This is a genomic window from Deltaproteobacteria bacterium (genome assembly GCA_015233135.1).
Taxonomy (GTDB): domain Bacteria; phylum UBA10199; class UBA10199; order JADFYH01; family JADFYH01; genus JADFYH01.
The window spans coordinates 47,275-65,096 of the sequence record JADFYH010000004.1; the positions used below are offsets into that span (position 1 = coordinate 47,275).

The 17,822-nt window shown below is 47.0% G+C and carries 9 protein-coding genes; 6 read left to right on the forward strand and 3 right to left on the reverse strand.

Annotated elements, in window-relative coordinates; translation table 11 throughout:
* Positions 1-8 precede the first annotated feature (8 nt).
* From HQM15_02085 to HQM15_02095, 3 genes are all read left to right on the forward strand, one after another.
* Complete coding sequence (locus tag HQM15_02085; GenBank protein ID MBF0491553.1) at positions 9-701, forward strand: hypothetical protein; 693 nt, start codon at positions 9-11, stop codon at positions 699-701.
* An 88-nt stretch (positions 702-789) separates the two neighbouring features.
* The gene (locus tag HQM15_02090) at positions 790-2,646 is read left to right on the forward strand and encodes a 2-oxoacid:acceptor oxidoreductase subunit alpha (GenBank protein ID MBF0491554.1); all 1,857 of its coding nucleotides are present in this window, start codon (positions 790-792) and stop codon (positions 2,644-2,646) included.
* A gap of 118 nt (positions 2,647-2,764) precedes the next feature.
* A complete protein-coding gene (locus HQM15_02095; GenBank protein MBF0491555.1) occupies positions 2,765-3,790 on the forward strand; it encodes a 2-oxoacid:ferredoxin oxidoreductase subunit beta in 1,026 nt (341 codons plus the stop codon).
* On the opposite strand, the gene HQM15_02100 is transcribed toward HQM15_02095, so the two are convergent.
* Positions 3,791-5,512, reverse strand: coding sequence for an RDD family protein (locus HQM15_02100; protein MBF0491556.1), 1,722 nt, complete (start codon positions 5,510-5,512; stop codon positions 3,791-3,793). It abuts the gene before it with no gap.
* A 327-nt stretch (positions 5,513-5,839) separates the two neighbouring features.
* Here HQM15_02100 and HQM15_02105 point away from each other — a divergent pair, with 327 nt between their 5' ends.
* Positions 5,840-6,961 (forward strand): ATP-binding protein, encoded by a 1,122-nt coding sequence (locus HQM15_02105; GenBank protein MBF0491557.1) that lies wholly within the window; start codon positions 5,840-5,842, stop codon positions 6,959-6,961.
* A gap of 31 nt (positions 6,962-6,992) precedes the next feature.
* Here HQM15_02105 and HQM15_02110 read toward each other — a convergent pair whose 3' ends face one another.
* A complete protein-coding gene (locus tag HQM15_02110) occupies positions 6,993-14,048 on the reverse strand; it encodes an FG-GAP repeat protein (GenBank protein ID MBF0491558.1) in 7,056 nt (2,351 codons plus the stop codon).
* Between the two features lie 201 nt (positions 14,049-14,249).
* On the opposite strand from HQM15_02110, the gene rseP reads away from it, so the two are divergent.
* Positions 14,250-15,620 (forward strand): RIP metalloprotease RseP, encoded by a 1,371-nt coding sequence (gene rseP / locus HQM15_02115; protein ID MBF0491559.1) that lies wholly within the window; start codon positions 14,250-14,252, stop codon positions 15,618-15,620.
* Between the two features lie 14 nt (positions 15,621-15,634).
* Entirely contained in the window at positions 15,635-16,339 is a 705-nt protein-coding gene (gene tsaB, locus HQM15_02120; protein ID MBF0491560.1) for a tRNA (adenosine(37)-N6)-threonylcarbamoyltransferase complex dimerization subunit type 1 TsaB, read from the forward strand.
* Positions 16,340-16,438: 99 nt separating this feature from the next.
* On the opposite strand, the gene hisD is transcribed toward tsaB, so the two are convergent.
* Entirely contained in the window at positions 16,439-17,719 is a 1,281-nt protein-coding gene (hisD, locus tag HQM15_02125; protein ID MBF0491561.1) for a histidinol dehydrogenase, read from the reverse strand.
* Between the last annotated feature and the right edge of the window lie 103 nt (positions 17,720-17,822).

Genomic DNA, 17,822 nt, shown 5'->3' on the forward strand with positions numbered 1-17,822 from the left:
GAGCGGCCATGCCAATTTACCGACAAGACCCCAGGCCTCGAAAAAAACAACCCGATGAATTTGTCTCTCTTGTAGATAAACTTGTGATCTATGCCCGGGAAAGGAGTGCAGTCGTGCTTTTTACGGCGGCTGTCATTTTGTTTGTTGCTTGTAGTACCTGGTTTTGGAGGTTTTATCATTCCAACCAGGAACAGCAATTAGCCAGTCAGATTTTTGAAGTAAAAAAGAAAACACCCGGGGAACAAAAACAGCTTTATTCTGATTTGGTGAAAAAATATCGCTATGCCCCCCTGGGAATATGGATGTCCTTGCAGCTTGCTGATCTGCAATCGAATGATTGTGACGAGGTGATTAAAACCCTTTCCGATTATGTGGGGCATGGAGAAAGTTCCCCCCTGAGAGGCCTGACTTACCTTAAGATGGGGGCTTGTTTGGAGAACAAACAAGATTGGGGCAAAGCAATCGAAATTTATGAAAGGGCCTATTCAGATTCTACAAATCCCCTGAAGGATATGGCCCGCCTGAGACAAGCTTACGTGTTGAAGGCCCAGTCCAAAAAAGAGGAAGCAAAAAAAGTGTTTGAAGAATTATCGCAGGAGAGTGCGATCGTTTTACCAGTGGTCCGTGAAGAAGCAGGGCTTGCTTTGTTGAGCTATTCTCTTTCGGGAAATGATTCTGCTCAAAGCCAGAAGGCTAATTAACTCATCCATCTTTTTAAAAAAACAGAAGCCCCCTTGTAAAGGCAAGAACAGGGAGCTATAGACAAAACTAAAAGGAGATTTTACCATCATGAGTCAGGCGAGTGCAGCAATGCAAAAGAAAAAAACAATAGAAGAAAAAGAAAATGTCATTATCCGTTTTGCGGGGGATTCCGGGGATGGGATGCAGCTTACGGGAACTCAATTCACGCATACCACGGCGTCCATTGGAAATGATCTTTCCACCCTACCCGATTATCCGGCTGAAATTCGTGCTCCTGCGGGCTCCCTGGCGGGAGTGAGTTCCTTCCAATTGAATTTTTCCTCCAGAGACATTCGAACTCCCGGCGATTTGCCGGATGTTTTGGTGGCAATGAATCCCGCTGCCTTGAAGGCTAACCTGGGAGATATGGCTCCAGATACAATTATTATTGCCAACGAAGATGCCTTCATCGACCGCAATTTAGAGCGTGCAGGTTATACTTCCAATCCTCTAGAAGATGGAAGCCTCAAGGGTTTCAGGCTGTTTCGGGTTCCCATTGGAACCTTGAACCAAAATGGCCTGGCAGAGTTAAGTCTTACAGGGAAAGAAAAAGACCGTTCTAAAAACTTTTTTGCTCTAGGGATGATGTACTGGATGTACGACCGTCCTCTGGATGTAACGCTGAAATGGATTGAAGAAAAATTCAGTAAAAAACCAGAAGTGGCCAAGGCCAATATCTTGAGTTTAAAGGCGGGGTTCAATTATGCGGAGACGGCTGAAATTATGTCCGTTCATTTCAAGGTAAAACCTGCCCAATTGAAGCCTGGAAAATATCGAAATATTATGGGGAATGAGGCAACAGCACTGGGTTTGGTGGTAGCATCGGAATTGGTAAAAAAACCACTCTTCTTTTGCAGCTACCCGATTACCCCCGCTTCTGAAATTCTGCATGAACTTTCAAAGCATAAAAATTTTGGGGTAAAAACCATTCAGGCGGAAGACGAAATTGCAGCCGTTGGAGCTGCCATTGGAGGCGCATTTGGAGGAGCTTTTGCGGTTACCAGCACCAGTGGTCCGGGTTTGGCTTTGAAGTCTGAAGCCATTAACCTGGCCGTCATGACCGAGTTGCCTTTGCTGGTGATCAATGTTCAGAGGGGTGGGCCAAGTACGGGGTTACCGACCAAAACCGAGCAATCCGACCTGCTTCAAAGTATGTTCGGTCGAAATGGTGAAAGTCCTGTCCCTGTTTTGGCGGCGGCTTCTCCTTCCGATTGTTTTTTGATGGTGATTGAAGCAGCGCGCATTGCCATCAAATATATGACGCCTGTTATTTTTCTCACCGACGGCTACATTGCCAATGGATCGGAACCTTGGTTGCTGCCTTCGATAAAATCGCTCCAAAAATTTGAAATCAAGTATGCCGAAAAGGGTGAAGGCAAATTCATGCCTTTTCTGCGCGATGAAAAAACTCTTTCCAGACCTTGGGCTATCCCCGGTACAGCGGGTTTGGAACATCGCATCGGCGGCATAGAAAAAGCGGATAAAACGGGAACTGTGAGCTATGATCCCATCAACCACGATAAAATGGTTCGCTTACGAGCTGCTAAAATAGAAGCGATTGTCCAGGATGTTCCTGATTTGGAAGTGACAGGTGGAGCGAGTGGAGACGTCCTTTTGCTAGGTTGGGGTGGCCCCTATGGAGCGATCACTTCGGCGGGGGATCAGTTGCGTGCTCAGGGGCATAAGGTAAGCAGTGTGCATCTCCGTTATCTGAATCCTTTCCCCAGGAATTTGGGGCAGATTCTCAAGAACTTCAAAAAAGTAATGATTTGCGAATTGAATTTGGGGCAGCTTGCTTTTCTGATTCGGGCCAAGTATTTGGTAGATGCGGCCTCGTTTACTAAGGTTCAAGGGAAGCCTTTTGGCATCCAGGAAATTGTCAAAGAGGCGAAGAAATATTTATAATAATTTCCCTCCCCTTAAGCTAAGGGGAGGTTAGGAGGGGTTATGGTCCAATTGGATCAAATTGCCATAACGCCCCCTGTCCCCCTCTTAGCTTAAGAGTGGGTTAGGAGAAAAATTTATGACTCAAGAAAACTCCATCTCTCTCAATCAAACCCGTAAAGATTTTATTAGTGACCAGGAAATACGTTGGTGTCCCGGTTGTGGTGATTATGCCATCCTGGCTCAATTGCAAAATACCCTACCCAAGCTCAATATTCCTCGGGAAAAATATGCCTTTGTGTCGGGGATTGGCTGTTCAAGCCGTTTTCCTTACTATATGAACACCTATGGTTTTCATACGATTCACGGCCGTGCCCCCACTTTTGCGACCGGCCTAAAAAGTTACAGACCCGATCTCTCCGTGTGGGTGATTACTGGAGATGGCGATGCATTGAGCATTGGCGGCAATCATTTTATCCATGCGATGCGACGAAATATCGATTTGAAGGTCTTACTTTTCAACAATCGTATTTATGGTCTGACGAAAGGGCAGTACAGCCCTACTTCTGAGAGGGGCAAAAAGACCAAATCTTCTCCCCAGGGAGCTTTGGATTATCCCTTGCGTCCCATTGCGTTGGCCTTGGGCGCTGAGGCCACTTTTGTGGCGCGTACGCTGGATACCGATGTGAAACACATGAGTGAAGTTTTTGAGGCAGCAGGTCGTCACAAGGGGATTGCCTTTGTAGAAATTTTACAAAACTGCGTGATTTTTAACGACGGGGCTCATGCGAGCGTCAGTGACAAAGCGACCAAAGAAGACCTGTCGATCAAATTGGTGGAAGGCCAACCTCTTATTTTTGGAAAAGAAAAAAACAAGGGCCTTCGCTTAAAAGGCTTTAAAGTCGAAGTCGTTGAATTCGATGCGGCAAATCCTCCCTCCGATTTGATGCTTCATCAAACTCACCTGGAAGATTCTACCTATGCGTCTATTCTTGCCAGACTTGAGCTGCCTGAATATCCAGTTCCCTTCGGTGTGTTTCGATCCATCCTGAAACCTAGCTATGAGCAATTGTTAGAAGATCAGGTCCAGTCTGCGATTGAACATAAGGGCAAGGGGAATATTGAAAAGTTAATGAATAGCGGAGAGACTTGGGTGGTGGGGTAGTTAGGGGCTCTGCACGATCAATCCCTTTTCATAATTCAAATTTTGCCCGCTCAATTGATCCCTCAAAGTGAGAATAATCTTGTAGACCCCCGCGTTCATTTCTTTGGGTAATTTAAAAGAGTTGGCAATATTTAAGGCAGAGACGTTAGCCGCAAGCGTCTGGTTGAATTCCACCACTTTCTTTTGTGCTAAAAAAGTGCTCGCATCCGGATTCAGAATTTGGGCATCTTCGCTTACGTTGACATCTTGGATTTTTCCTATTTGAAATCCGCTTACTTTAAAGAATAAGTAAACCTCTTCTCCTGCCTGAAACTGACCCTCTCGACGGATTTGGGCGGGGTTAGGGCCTGAAGAAAGATAAAATTCGGGAATACTTAAATTCCCCTGTGCCAAAGACGGAGGGGGGGAGAGGCTTGAGGCTGTCGTGTTTACCGTAGGAGCTGGAACTAGGGTTTGCCTAGAAGAGGAGATGTTTTTTGCGGAAGTGTCTTCAGTATCGTCCAACATCAAGAACTGGGTTTTTTGGTAGAGAAGTTCTGAGGTTTTTAAACTTAGATTTTTAAGTTCCCCCATCCACCAGTGTTTTTGCGGATTCTTGTAACTGGTGTAAGAAAAAAATCCCAGCAGCAGCAACAGAAAAATGAAGCCGTATCTGCCCCGAAGATGATTCATTTTTTTGATGACCAGGGTATCGGCTACCAAATCTCCCAAGCGTTGTTTGCGTCGGCTGAGGGCAATGAGTAAATAGGCAATGAGGACATCTATCGGAAGAAAAAAATTTCGAATGACAGCAGCTGTGGCATCAATGGCTTCGCCATTTTCCATAATCACCCGACGCCCTAAAATAAATTTTCCTGGCGTGGTCGCAGTGAAAAATTCAAACAGGGGAAAATAACCTAGAACAAAAATCGAAAGGAAGAATCCAAAAACGTAGAGGGTGTATGGTTTTTCCGGATTTAAGGTGGATGCGGTGAGATAAAGCAAAGAGAAATAAAAGACCAGATCGAAACTGAAGGAAAGCATGCGGATGTAAGTGGAACTTAGAGGGACAGAGCGTAAATCGATGCTATCTTGTTTGGCTTGAGCTTTGTCGATGACCACCGTTTGTGCAGCTCTATCTCCCAGACGCTGATAGAAAGGAGAACTTTCCATAGAAAGGAGCGCCACCAGAAAGGCAAAAGGATAATCAAAAAGACGGCAAAAGTTACGCAGGAAAATACTGGAAAGTTTGGGTTGAAAACCTTCTAAATCCACCACCTTTAAGTGGCAGAGCCATTTTCCAAAGGTTATCCCCCAGAGAGATTCCAATAGCAGGTAATACAAAAAGATAATAAGAAAGGCTGAAAAACTTAAAACTCCATTGGGGTAATTTTTTAAAAAGCTTTGTGGAAACACAAAATGTTCGAGGATAAGTTTAAAGCCAAAAACAAGATAAAAAAGCAAAAGACTATCAATGAAAAAAGCGGCAAAGCGTTGTTTGGGAAGGGCTGCCTGAATGGGAAAACGTTCAATGTATTGAGAAAAAGAGGGCAGGGGGCCCAGGTCTTCTAAAGTACTGCGATGCAAAGGACGCGAAGACAGGTCACTTTTTTTTACGAAAGCAACTGTTCCCTCCGCTTCCTCTTCCGCTTGTGGATTAGCAGGAGGAGTCGTTCCCTTACTTTTCTCTTTTTCTTCTACAATTGTCTGGTCCTCTTCATCATCAAAAGAATTAGAATTCATACCCTCCAGACTAGCATTTAAAATGGGAAAGAAAAGTCATTTTTAACTATTCAGGTACGAGTAATTGCGTGGTCGGGGAGTTTCCTAAAAAAGTATTTGAGCAAAGTCCCCTCTCCCTTGAGGGGAGAGGGTTAGGGAGAGGGTGACCCTAAGTGCACTTGAGATCACCCTCCCCTTGATCCCCTCCCCTCGAGGGAGGGGAAAACCACGTGATTACAATATTTTTTGAAAAATTCCCAGCCCCCCTGCTCGAGTGGTTTTGCCCCCTGTCTAAATTACTCGCGAGTAAATTTGACACCTATCTAAATTACTCGTATGCTTTTTTTTATGAATAAAAACCCTCGATACCTCGAAAAACAAATCAAAGAAGATCTCAAAAAGAAGATGGTTTTTTTGAGTGGGCCACGACAAGTAGGTAAAACTACGCTTTCGAAAAGGCTTCTCAAAGAAAAAGGTGGGCTTTATCTCAATTGGGATATTCCGAACGAGCGACAACGCTTTTTGAAGCAGGAATTTTCAGAAGAAAAACTCTGGGTCTTTGATGAAATTCACAAGTATAGAGCCTGGAGAAATAGCCTTAAAGGCATTTACGACGCCCACGCCAAAACGCATCAAATCCTGGTGACGGGTTCTGGACGTCTTGATTTATACCGTCGTGGAGGCGATTCACTTCAGGGTCGCTATCATCTTTTGCGCCTTTATCCCTACACCGTTGCAGAATTGAAAATTGAAAATCAAAAAGATTTCGAAACCCTTTTCAAATTAGGTGGTTTCCCAGAACCCTATTTTTCCCAATCCCAAAAAGAAGCCCGTCGTTGGACCCGGGAATATCGCACTCGCATTCTCGAAGAAGACATCACGCAACTCGAGCAAGTTCAAGATCTAGGAAACCTGGAAGCTCTCATGATTGCCTTGCCCTCACGTGTATGCTCACCCCTTTCCATTAATAGTTTACGAGAAGATCTGCAGGTGGCTCATAAGACGGTTTCGAATTGGCTGGAAATTTTGGAGCGGCTTTATTTTATTTTTCGTCTTAAACCCTTCGGTGCAAAAAAATTAAGGGCCATTAAAAAAGATCAGAAGCATTATCATTTTGATTGGAATTTACTCGACGAAGACGGCCCCCGTTTCGAAAACCTCGTCGCGGTTCATCTACAAAAATGGGTGCATTATCAGCAAGATGTAGAAGGTTATGACGATGAGCTGCTTTATTTTAGGGATATTGATTTAAGAGAAGTAGATTTTATTTTGACGCGAAAAGGGAAAGTGACTCAGGCCATCGAATGTAAATTGAAAGATGAGGAGCTTGGAAAAGGGCTGCTTTATTTTAAAGCGAAATTCCCTCAGGCAGAGTGCTGGCAGATCTCGGCGTTTGGTCAAAAAGATTATTTGTCGAAAGAGGGGATACGCGTTTCTCCAGCTTTGAGATTTTTGAGGGGGCTAATTTGAAATTTTAAGGGTACAGAATGGCAGGGGCAAGTTAGTGATTAAGCCAACGCTTTTGTTTTTTTCGATAAATCCACATTAAAAATATTGAAGCAGCCCAGAAGTAATTGGGTGCAGCGTTGTTCGACAAACTACAGCCTCCCGATCCCGAGACTCGGGAATCGTCTGTCTGGCCCGCTCGGGGGGATAAGGCGCTGGCCACGCTGAGTTTTACCACGGTGTTATTACTCTTGAGCGTATAAATGTCCGCTGCAGAATTGGGATTGTTCGGATTGGCGATCAACAAGAGATCAGAGCCTATGGCATCGGCAGCGGAAGCTCCAGGAACAACGATTACTTGGGAGCTGCTTGTAACATCGAGAGTGGAAGTTGATCCCAGGTTGCTGGATCCGAAAATTACGTAGATTGCCCCGCTATGATTGGCCCCATAATCCGGCGCCCCAATTATCAAATCGGCAATGCCATCTCCACTGACATCTGCAATGGCGATCATTCGTCCGAATCCGTTAGTCGCGCTGCCTCCTGTGATCCGTACATTCGCGTCACTGGCACTCAGATGATCTCCCAAACTCTTTCGTCCCAAATAAATGTAGGCAGTTCCATCGTTTCCCATTACCACTAAATCCGGATCTCCATCTCCATTCAAATCTCCCACCGCCAGCGATTGATAACCCGTGATGGAATCCGTTTCACTAGAAGCACTTCCAAAATCGGCATCTACTCCCCGAGAAGACAACTCCACGCTGCCTGAAAGACTTCGGGCATCCGAGGATAACAGGGCGATGTTTGATCGGAATTGGCCGCTATCCAGCGCTCCCTGTTGCATGAGATTCTGGTTTAGGGCAGGGTTGTCAGGTCCCAGTAAAATATCGGCTTTACTAGAACTATTTAAATAATTTGAAACCAGTACCGAACTGACAGGATGTTCTGCGGATCCAAAAATGGTACTCGTTAAATTGTAGCTGGAATCATAAATATAAATCATTCCGTGGGGGCCAGAGTTTGGGGCTCCTACTAAAATTTCATCTTCTCCATCCCCATTGATATCTCCGCTGGCGAGATAGCTTCCAAATTCCCCCTGGGCTTGAGAACCCGAGACATAGGTGAAGTCGGAGGAGTTGTTTATACTACTGATGCTTCGACGAGGGCTGGAGGGATCCGAGCTGTTTTGGGTCAAGACTCTCGAGATCGAGTTATTTAAATTCAATTCTCCCAAGTTTATATTGTGAGAAAGATCTTGCAGCGCTACTTCAGAAAAATACACACGTCCTGCGCCGCCTTCTTCTCCAGGAACTCCGATAATCAGACGTCCAGAATTTGTTACGGTAAAGCTATACTGGGTATTGGCAGACGCGGGGAGGGTGATTTGGGCTGATCCTACTCCCAAGGCTACCCGCTGAGAGCTGCTCGTTTCATTTCCGTTACTCGTGTTTACCGTGGTTGTGGTTTGAAGTAGGTGAGTGGATCCATGAACTCCCACGACATGTTCTTCCTGGTCTTCGGTGCGCACACCAGAGACCGCAATCACATACAAGGTGAGGGTGCCTGATCCACTGGCCCCCGAACTGTGAGTGACATTCAAAGTGAGATGTACTTCTCCACTGTCAGAGCCTGCAGTAAACACAGGATTTGCAAGGCTTGTGTCGCTCAAGGTTCCACTGCCTGTCGAGGTGGAGTCCACACTCCAGACATAAGTATAGCTGCCTGAACTCAGAGTGGATGAAGGGGTGACGCTTGCAGAAAGACCAATGCTGGCCCCTGCTCGCAGGCTCTGATTGCTGCCTGCATTCACATTTAAAGTGATGTTAGTTTCACCTTCTCCACCGCCACTGGGTTCGGAATCGTTATCTTGAATGCTGATATTGGCATAAGAACCGGTCAGGTTGTTGTAGTTCGCATCATTACTGACACTGTGATAGGTAAAGGCACCTGTGTGTTGACCTTCAACTAGGTTGTCGTCCACCGCCGACACCAAGAGGCTTTGTGCCTGATTCCAGTTGTTGGCGGTGAAGCTCATCTGGATCGGCGTCACATTAATTTGAGCATTGGGGCTATAGTTGATTGTCACGGTGTTTGTCGGTTGCGAATTTAAACGGATACTCAAAGTCGCATTGTCTCCCCCCTCGGCAAGGGAAAGGGAGCTGGGACTGAAGTGGATTCCCGCCGAATCACTGGCTGTAATCGAGACCACGATGGATCCAACAGTAAGATTGGCCCCATAGTTTGTATCGTTGCTGGCAGCCGTGTGCGTGATTGTGGCAGTGTGTATGCCTTGGGCGATACTGTTGTTCACGGCTGTAACCGTTACCATTTGCGGCGTGCTCCAGTTGCCAGAGTTACCAGACGTAAAGGTCAAGGAAGTAGGCGATGCTGTTACTCCGGAGCCTGCGTTTACTGTGATGACTACATCGCTGGTGGGCTGGCTGGTGAGGGCTATGGTATAAGAATCGGTGGCCCCACCTTCTACCACGGTAGTGCTTCCATTACTTTGCGTGAGGGTCACCCCTGCAGAATCGTTATCGATAATGGAAACTGTAATGGGATTAACACCAATCGCATTGTAAGCACTATCCCCGCTGCTGGCGCTGGGACTGATCAGTCCCGTATGATTGCCTTGTGCCAGGTGATCGTCCACCGCGGTGACTGTCACCGTTTGGACCTGATTCCAGTTTGAAGCAGTGAAGGTGAGACTGGGAGGATTTGTGGTCACCTGGCTGTCGGGGTGCATCGTAATCGTCACATCGGAAATGGGTTGAGTGCTGAGCAGCACCGTGAAAGTATCGGTGTTTCCTCCTTCGGTGACTACGGTGGATCCGGAAGATTCTGCAATCGATACCCCAGGAGAATCATTGTCAGTAACATTTGCGACCACTGAGGCAATGGAAAGCCCATTGTAAAAAGTATCCGAGCTTGTGGCAGTATGGGTAATCGTTCCCGTGTGCAGGCCATCAGCCACCTGATTGTCCACCGCCGACACGGTGACGGTTTGAGGGCTATTCCAGTTGCCTGAAGTAAAGGTGAGGGTTGGGGGAGTAGTAGATACCTTATCATCCGGAGTCACTGTAATCACCACATCTTGAGTAGGTTCAGAAGTGAGCACAACGGTGTAAGAATCGGTCACGCCGCTGCCTTCGGTGACATTGGTACTTCCGCCCGACTCGGTAATAGTGACGCCCACAAAGTCATCGTCGGTAATCGTTGCCGTGTGCACTGTGGTGCCTCCCAGGCTGGCATTGGTGGGAGCCTCCATTGTCAAGACCACGGTTTCATTGCCTTCATGAATTGCATCGGGAATAATGCTGATGGTCGTGGAGGCCGTAGTCTCCCCAGCAGCAATCGTGAGAGGAGAAGCCGTGATTGTGTAATCGGTTCCGTCAGTAGCTGTGCCGCCGATACTAAAAGGCACTGTGGTAGTCTTCCCACTCGCTGCGGAGAGTTGGGCGGTCACGGTCATCGTTCCGGATTCACTGGCAGAAGCCTGGGCGGAGCTGGTCCATTGCACGGAAGGTTGGGGGTCGTCATTGAGGATGGTCCCGGTTGCGCTGGATCTGTCAAGTGTGGCATTCGAAGGCCCACTCAACAAGGTAAGTGTAAAGGTTTCATCATCCTCATACAGGGTATCTCCCAAAATAGGCACGCTAATCGTTTTGGATATTTCATCCGGGTTAAAGGTAAGAGTGCCGGAAGTGGCGGTATAATCAGAACCCGCCGTCGCGCTAACATTAGCGGTGGCATAGTTCACCGTAATGGTTTGAACGCTGGGACGATTCAAGGTCACAGAAAAATCCATGCTGGAAGAACCCGAGTTGCCTTCGTCACGACTGCTGTCGGCAATGGAGAGGGCGGGCTGGGCATCGTTGTCGGTGATATTGGCGGTGACGGAGGCGATAGTCACACCGTTGTATCCCCCGCCGGAAGCGGCATGGGTGATCGTTGCGCTGTGAGGGCCTTCATAACGGTTGTCGTCTACCGCAGTGACGGTCACGGTTTGAGGGGTATTCCAGCTGCCTGTCGTAAAGGTCAGGGTGCTCGGAGACACAGTCACTCCATGGGTGGTATCGGAGGAGCTCGGAGTGAGGGTGACACTGGATGTCGGTTGAGAGGTGAGAACCAGCGTGTAAGAATCTGTTGCACCTCCTTCGGTCACATTGGTACTTCCTCCCGATTCATTGATCGTCACTCCTGCCGTATCGTCGTTGAGGATAGTCCCTGTGCCGATGCCTGGGGGAACGGTCGTCGCATTGCTGGGGTTGCTCAAGGTCATGGTCAGCGTCTCATCGACTTCCACTACATAATCGCCAATCACCGACACATCGATCGTCTTGGAGGTCTGCCCTGGCGTAAAGGTGAGGGTCCCGGAAGTAGCAGTATAATCGGATCCCGCCGTTGCAGTGCCATCGCTCGTGGCATAATCCACCGTAATAGTTTGAACGCTGGAATTGGAGAGGGTGACGCTATAGGTTAAATTCTTTGTCCCCACATTGCCTTCTGTTACCGAGGGACTATCAATGGAAATCATGGGCTGGGCATCGTTGTCGGTGATAGTGGCGGTGACAGAGGAAACCGCCATTCCATTGTAGCCTCCATCGTTACTACTCACGCTGAAAGAAATGCTGTCCGTATGAGCCCCTTCGTAGCGCGTGTCGTCAATGGCTGTGACCATCACCGTTTGAGGAATATTCCAGTCGCCTGTGGTAAAAGTGAGGGGAGAAGACGACACCAAAACCCCGTAGCTGCTATCTTCGGGGCTTACCGCCACCGAGACATCATCGGTGGGTTGAGAGGCCAGGACGACGGTGAAAGAATCCGTGGCTCCGCCTTCGGTCACCGCCACACTGCTCTTCGAGACATTGATTGCAGGCGTAACAAAGCTCCACTTGGTGTTGTGGGTTGAATCGATACAATTCGTATAACAGGTGATGTTACTTGCATTGGTGTTTTTGCTGTCTTCCACATCCACATAACCGCTGATGTCTCTGCTGCCTTGGGGATCAATCAACCACTCAGTTCCCTCGATACTGCTTCTTAGATTCAAGAAAGTTTTTGCAATGGAGTCTCCATGAAGTGTGAGAGTGTGTTCGATGGTCTGTTTGGAACCCGCAGTAAAGGTCATGGTCGTGACAGCGGTAGCAGTCAGGTTGTAGAAAGTGGTAGAGCCATCGATGGTTTGACAATCACTCAGATCCACGGTTCCCGAGTTGTGATTGAAGGTGCTCCCAACCAGATGATAGAAGCCCCAGTCCACATATAGGGTGCTGGAGGGGGCTGTAAAAGTAGTACCAGCATTTTGATAAAAAACATCGGTGGTGATTGTCCCTGATCCGCCGGTGTAGGTTCCTCCATTGAGCTGGAGTATGGCCATTGACATGGCTTGGGAGCCTTGTGCGAAGGTTCCCGTGTCTCCACTATCCGTACTAAAAGAATACAGGGTTAAATCATGATTGATCAATGAAAGGATTCCACCAGATTTTAGGACGTCGATATTTTGATAAGTGGAGTCTGTTCCTGGATCAAAACTCTGGGCACCGCTCCCATCAAAGACAATCTTATTGTTACCGCTGGTATAAGTGCTGCTATTGCTCCAGTTCCCAGCTACATAAACGTCCTGGTCATTACTATTGAGGGTGGCTCCACTACGGATGCTGAGGTCCCCGTTTACATAGAGGATAGAATCCTGTTTCAAGGTATCATCCCCGGCGTTGATGATGAGGTTGTAATAGTTATTTCCGGCGGCCAGTGAATTGCGGGTGTTGGTTCCTGCAGCCCCAGTGTATTCGACAGTTCCCGAATGTGTATCCATGGGGAAGCTGTTGTCTGAGGCAGAGCCAGCCACATAAAGAGCGTTAACATCCGAGGCATTCAGGGCTCCTTTGTAAATCGCCACTTCGTCAATCACGGTGTTCAATTCTCCTGCAAGGCCGTCGATTCCATATTTTCCAATGCGCAGCTCACTGGCTCCATCGGTTGGATTGATAGTATCGGCTGCGGAGCCATCTAACACGCCATCCAGGTAAACTTTAATGTTTGTCCCATCATAAACGGCCGCCACATGGTGCCAGGTATTGGCAGAAACGGTCGTGGTGCCTGTGACCCCGGCAAGAGAACTTCCACTCAGAGTATTAGCTTCGAGTTTTCCACTGCTCACTCTAAACCTGTATCCATTGATGCCATCGGGTCCGGAGGCTTCATACTTTTCAATGATGCCGGCGTTCTGACCTGTGGAGGCAAGATTTATCCAGGCAGAAAGCGTGAAAGGCCCGGTGAGACTTAAAGAGGGAGAATCGGCAGCAGAAATATAATCGCCATTTTGGCCATCGAGAGAAATCGCATTACTGCTAAATTCTCCAGTGGCCGCATAGCCTACGATTCCATGCGCACTGGCATCGTTGGCATAGCGGGTGGCGTCGTAGAAGGTGCCGCTGGTTTCATCCAGGTGATAGAGGGCGACCATTCCATGATCCAGGATTTCTCCACCCTGCAGACGCAGGGTTCCATTGTTGTTGAAAGTTCCACCCAGTGATAAATTATGCCCCGCCAAATCGAGTATCCCCGAGGTGATACTCAAATCGCCGCCTACCACGAGATCGGCACTGAGGCTGAAGACTGAACTTGCTCCTCCGTTAATAATCAGATTTCCATAGTTCCAATTCTTCAAGGTGTAGGAAGGGGATGTCCCGTTGTAGACTACCGTTCCTGCTGCTACTCGAGGATACCCACTACTAGTGGTGAGGGTTTCACCCCCTTGCAATTGCAGGGTTCCGGTGACGGTAATGGCGGGAAACCCACTGGTAGATAAGACACCCGCATAATCGGACTGGATATAGATTCCTCTTACCGAAATACTGCTATCGATCACGCAATCTGCACTATTGCCGTCGAAGGTGGCGTCGTCTAAAAGCCCTGGGGCTGTTGTATCGTTAGTGCCCCCGCTGGAAGTAGACCACTTGGTATCGTCTGAAAAACTGTCCCCATTCCCAATCCAATATTTGGTCGCTGCTTGAGCAAGGTTAGGTGCAAATAAAAAAAGCACAAAACAAACGCGTAACAACCATTTTAAATGCAGATGTGGAAGTACAGACACTTTCATCATAAAACCTCCAACGGAATAAACTTCTTTATCTAAAGAAATATTTTACGGACTTTTGTGACAGGGGAGAAGAGCAAAAGGGCAAAGACTAAGACTTGTTAAAACAAACTCAGAAGAATTAAGAAGAATGAAGCAGAGACGGGTTTGAAACCAGTCTCTACTTTTCATCTTGCCTATTCTCCAATCCTTTCCTACATATTTTTTATGACCATCATCACCTTCTTATATTTTCTTGTCGGTTTGGGGCTTCTCATTTTTATCCACGAACTTGGGCATTTTCTCGTTGCCAAATGGGCGGGAATTCGTGTGGAGCAATTTTCGCTGGGTTTTGGCCCCAAGCTTTTTGGCTTTAAGAGGGGAGAGACCGAATACAAAATTTCCATACTTCCGTTGGGTGGCTATGTAAAGATGTCGGGCGAAGAGCCAGAAGAGGAAAAAATAAAACCCCTGGATGACCCTCGCAGCTTTGCAGCACAGCCTTTATGGAAACGGGTGTTGGTAGTGTTGGCAGGTCCTACCATGAATTTGTTTTTGGCTTTGCTGCTGATGCCTTTGGTTTTTATGGTTGGGCATCAGGAACCTTCTTACTTGCATCAAGAAAGTGTGCTGATAGGGGTCAAAAAGGATTCCCCCGCTGACAAAATTGGAATGATGAAAGGAGATAAGATTATTGAGATAGAAGGCAAGCCCATCCAGCATTGGCTGGAGGTGATGAAAACTGTGAAGAAGAATCCCAATGGAAGTCTTGAGTTAAAAGTTTTACGTGGAAGTGAAATAAAATCTTTCCAAGTAAAACTGGATGCTGACAAAGATAATCTGGTTGGGATTTTTGGTATTGAGCCCCCTTTGTTTATAGTTTTCCCCCCCATTATTGCTGAGGTGGCTCCCAATTCGCCAGCACTTCGTGCAGGTCTAGAGGCCAACGATAGAATTCTCTCTGTCAATGGAACTCCGATTAATTCTTGGGATGAAATGAGTGATTTGCTCACGGCTTCGCAAGGGAAAAATACGCAGCTAGAGGTATTGAGAAATGCAGAGAAGAAAAATCTGGCAATTGCTCCTACCTACGATTCGGATAATAAAAAATGGATTTTAGGGGTGGTTAAAAAAATCCCTGAAGGAAGCTATATCCAAGTGAAATATAGTTTCGCGGAGGCCCTAGAAAATGGAATAGAAGAGTATAATGGATTGCTGGGGCTTACCTTTAAAGTTCTAAAGAAATTATTTAGTTTTAAGCTTTCTTACAGGGCCTTGGGAGGGCCCGTTCAAATTGCTCAAGCGACGGCTCAAGCTGCCAAAAGTGGCTTCGGAGATTTCCTCTATTTTATTTCCTATCTAAGTATCCAGTTAGGGGTGATGAATTTACTCCCTATCCCTGTGCTCGATGGAGGGCATTTGTTTTTTATGCTCTTTGAAGTGGCCCGCGGGAAAGCCCTTTCTATCAAAACAAGGATGATCGCCATGCAGGTGGGAATGGCTCTGCTTTTTTCGTTGATGATCCTGGTGACCATCAACGATTTGAGCAATTTGCAGGTTGTGCATAAATTGATCAATTTTGTGGTGGGGAAGTTTTAAAGCGAGAGTTAATTATGTACATTCTCGCCCTAGACACCACCAGCTCTCAAGGGGGGGTTGTCTTATTAAAAGACAATGAAGTTTTGGAAGCCAACTCCTGGCAGGCTTTTTCCAATCACAGTGCTGCCCTGGCCTTTAACACGCACCAAATTTTAGAAAAATTTAAACTGAAGGTAAATGACTTGGACGCGATTGGGGTTTGCACAGGGCCGGGCTCCTACACGGGCATTCGTGTGGTGCTCAGCTTTGTGAAAGGCTTGGCTGCACTGAGCTCTATTCCCATCGTCCGGCTTTCCAGCCTGGATTTACTGGCTTATCAAAATCGAGACTTGAGCCCTTTGGCCGTTTGTTTAGATGCCCGAAATGCTGAAGTCTACGCAAAGTTTTTTGAGAAAAATTTTCAGCTCACTCAAAAAGATATTCAGGAATCTTGCCTCTCTTTTAAAGATTTTTTTGTGGCCCTTGAATCAAAGATCTCTCTCTCGGAAGTTTTTTGGCTGGGTTCAGGGGCGATAGCCAATGCCTATTTTTTGAGAGAGCAGGGGGTACAAGAAAACAAAATTCTTCCTTTGGAAAAATCTCAATTAGACATTTTGTCTTTGGCGCAGCTGAGTTTTGAGTGTTACCAGCAAAAACTTTTTCTGGGTTCGGTGCTGGAGTTGCAGGGCAATTATTTGAGGGATTTTCGAGTGAGGGACAAGGGTAATACCTCACCCTAGCCCTCTCCTACTTTAGGAGAGGGGGCATACGGATTATTGTTGAAAGCTGAGTCTCTCTTATCTCCCTCTCCTAGGGTAGGAGAGGGTCGGGGTGAGGTATCACAACCTGAACTTCATTGCCAAGGCGTGCGCATGCAGGCCTTCCATCTCTGCAAGTCGCACCACACTAGGGCCCAAGGACTTTGCCATCTCGGCACTGCAATCGATGAGGCTCGAAAATTTCAGGAAATCAAAAGTAGAAAGCGGTGAACTAAAACGTGCCGTGCCATTAGTGGGAAGCACGTGATTGGGGCCTGCCAAATAATCTCCAAAAGATTCGGTGCTGTGATAGCCTAAAAAGATGGCTCCGGCGTGTTTGATTTTTTTAAGAAGCGATTCTGGATTTTTTACGGAGAGTTCCAAGTGTTCAGGCGCGATGTCATTGGCAATCGTTGCGGCTTCCTTTTCATTTCTTACCCGAATGAAAGCCCCATGCGATTGGAGTGATTTTTTTGCAATTGTTGCACGAGGCAAGTTTTTTAAGATGGCTTCGATAGCGGTTTGTACTTCCAAAATATATTTTTCTTTCCAGCTGAGGAGTAGCGCTGAGGCCTGTTCATCATGCTCCGCCTGGCTCAGCAGGTCTGCTGCAATCCAATAAGGATTGCAGCCTCCATCGGAAATAATTGTGATTTCCGATGGCCCGGCAATCATATCGATGGCGACTTGTCCAAAAACCTGGCGTTTGGCCGTGGCCACATAGGTGTTTCCAGGACCTACAATTTTATCGACACGAGGAATGCTGGCAGTGCCATAGGCCAGGGCCGCAATGGCTTGCGCCCCGCCGATCTTGAAAATACGGTCTACGCCGGCAATGTTGGCTGCGACTAATACATAAGGATTCATTTGCCCACTTGGAAAGGGGCTTACCATCACAATTTCTTTCACTCCGGCAACTTGAGCCGGAATGGCATTCATCAGAACGCTAGAAGGATAAGTGGCCTTTCCGCCCGGAACATAAATACCCACGCGATCCAGCGGGCTGACCCGTTGCCCCAACAGCAATCCATCTTTTTTATATTGCCACGACTTGAGACTGTGACGCTCGTGAAAATCTCTGATGCGAGAAGCTGCAAGATCCAGCGCGCGGTGTTCCTCGGCCTGCACCAGTTTGAAGGCTTGTCGAATTTCTGAATTGGAGACTTCAATCGTGTTTTTATTCAATTCGTGCTGATCAAACTTTTTGCTGAGTTGGAAGAGGGCAGCGTCTCCTTTTTTTTGAACCAGAGAAATAATAGTCGCAACCTTTGTTTCCACTTCTCTATTTGAAGACGCAGAACGGTGGAGGATTTTTTGGAGTTTGCTTTGAAAATTTTTATCGGTGGTTTTGAGGAGGTTCATGAAATTAAAGCAGACTCTGAGAGAATTCCTGTGTGTAATAATCTAATATTTTCTGAATTAATTTTTGGTGATTCGTTTTCTTTCGTTTGGCCAATTGCTTTAG

Bases quoted from the DNA above. Each gene is read 5' to 3' on its own strand.
- HQM15_02095 (MBF0491555.1), top strand. From the start codon at position 2,765: ATGACTCAAGAAAACTCCATCTCTCTCAATCAAACCCGTAAAGATTTT.
- HQM15_02105 (MBF0491557.1), top strand. From the start codon at position 5,840: ATGAATAAAAACCCTCGATACCTCGAAAAACAAATCAAAGAAGATCTC.
- hisD (MBF0491561.1), bottom strand. From the start codon at position 17,719: ATGAACCTCCTCAAAACCACCGATAAAAATTTTCAAAGCAAACTCCAA.
- HQM15_02110 (MBF0491558.1), bottom strand. From the start codon at position 14,048: ATGATGAAAGTGTCTGTACTTCCACATCTGCATTTAAAATGGTTGTTA.
- tsaB (MBF0491560.1), top strand. From the start codon at position 15,635: ATGTACATTCTCGCCCTAGACACCACCAGCTCTCAAGGGGGGGTTGTC.
- HQM15_02085 (MBF0491553.1), top strand. From the start codon at position 9: ATGCCAATTTACCGACAAGACCCCAGGCCTCGAAAAAAACAACCCGAT.
- HQM15_02090 (MBF0491554.1), top strand. From the start codon at position 790: ATGAGTCAGGCGAGTGCAGCAATGCAAAAGAAAAAAACAATAGAAGAA.
- HQM15_02100 (MBF0491556.1), bottom strand. From the start codon at position 5,512: ATGAATTCTAATTCTTTTGATGATGAAGAGGACCAGACAATTGTAGAA.
- rseP (MBF0491559.1), top strand. From the start codon at position 14,250: ATGACCATCATCACCTTCTTATATTTTCTTGTCGGTTTGGGGCTTCTC.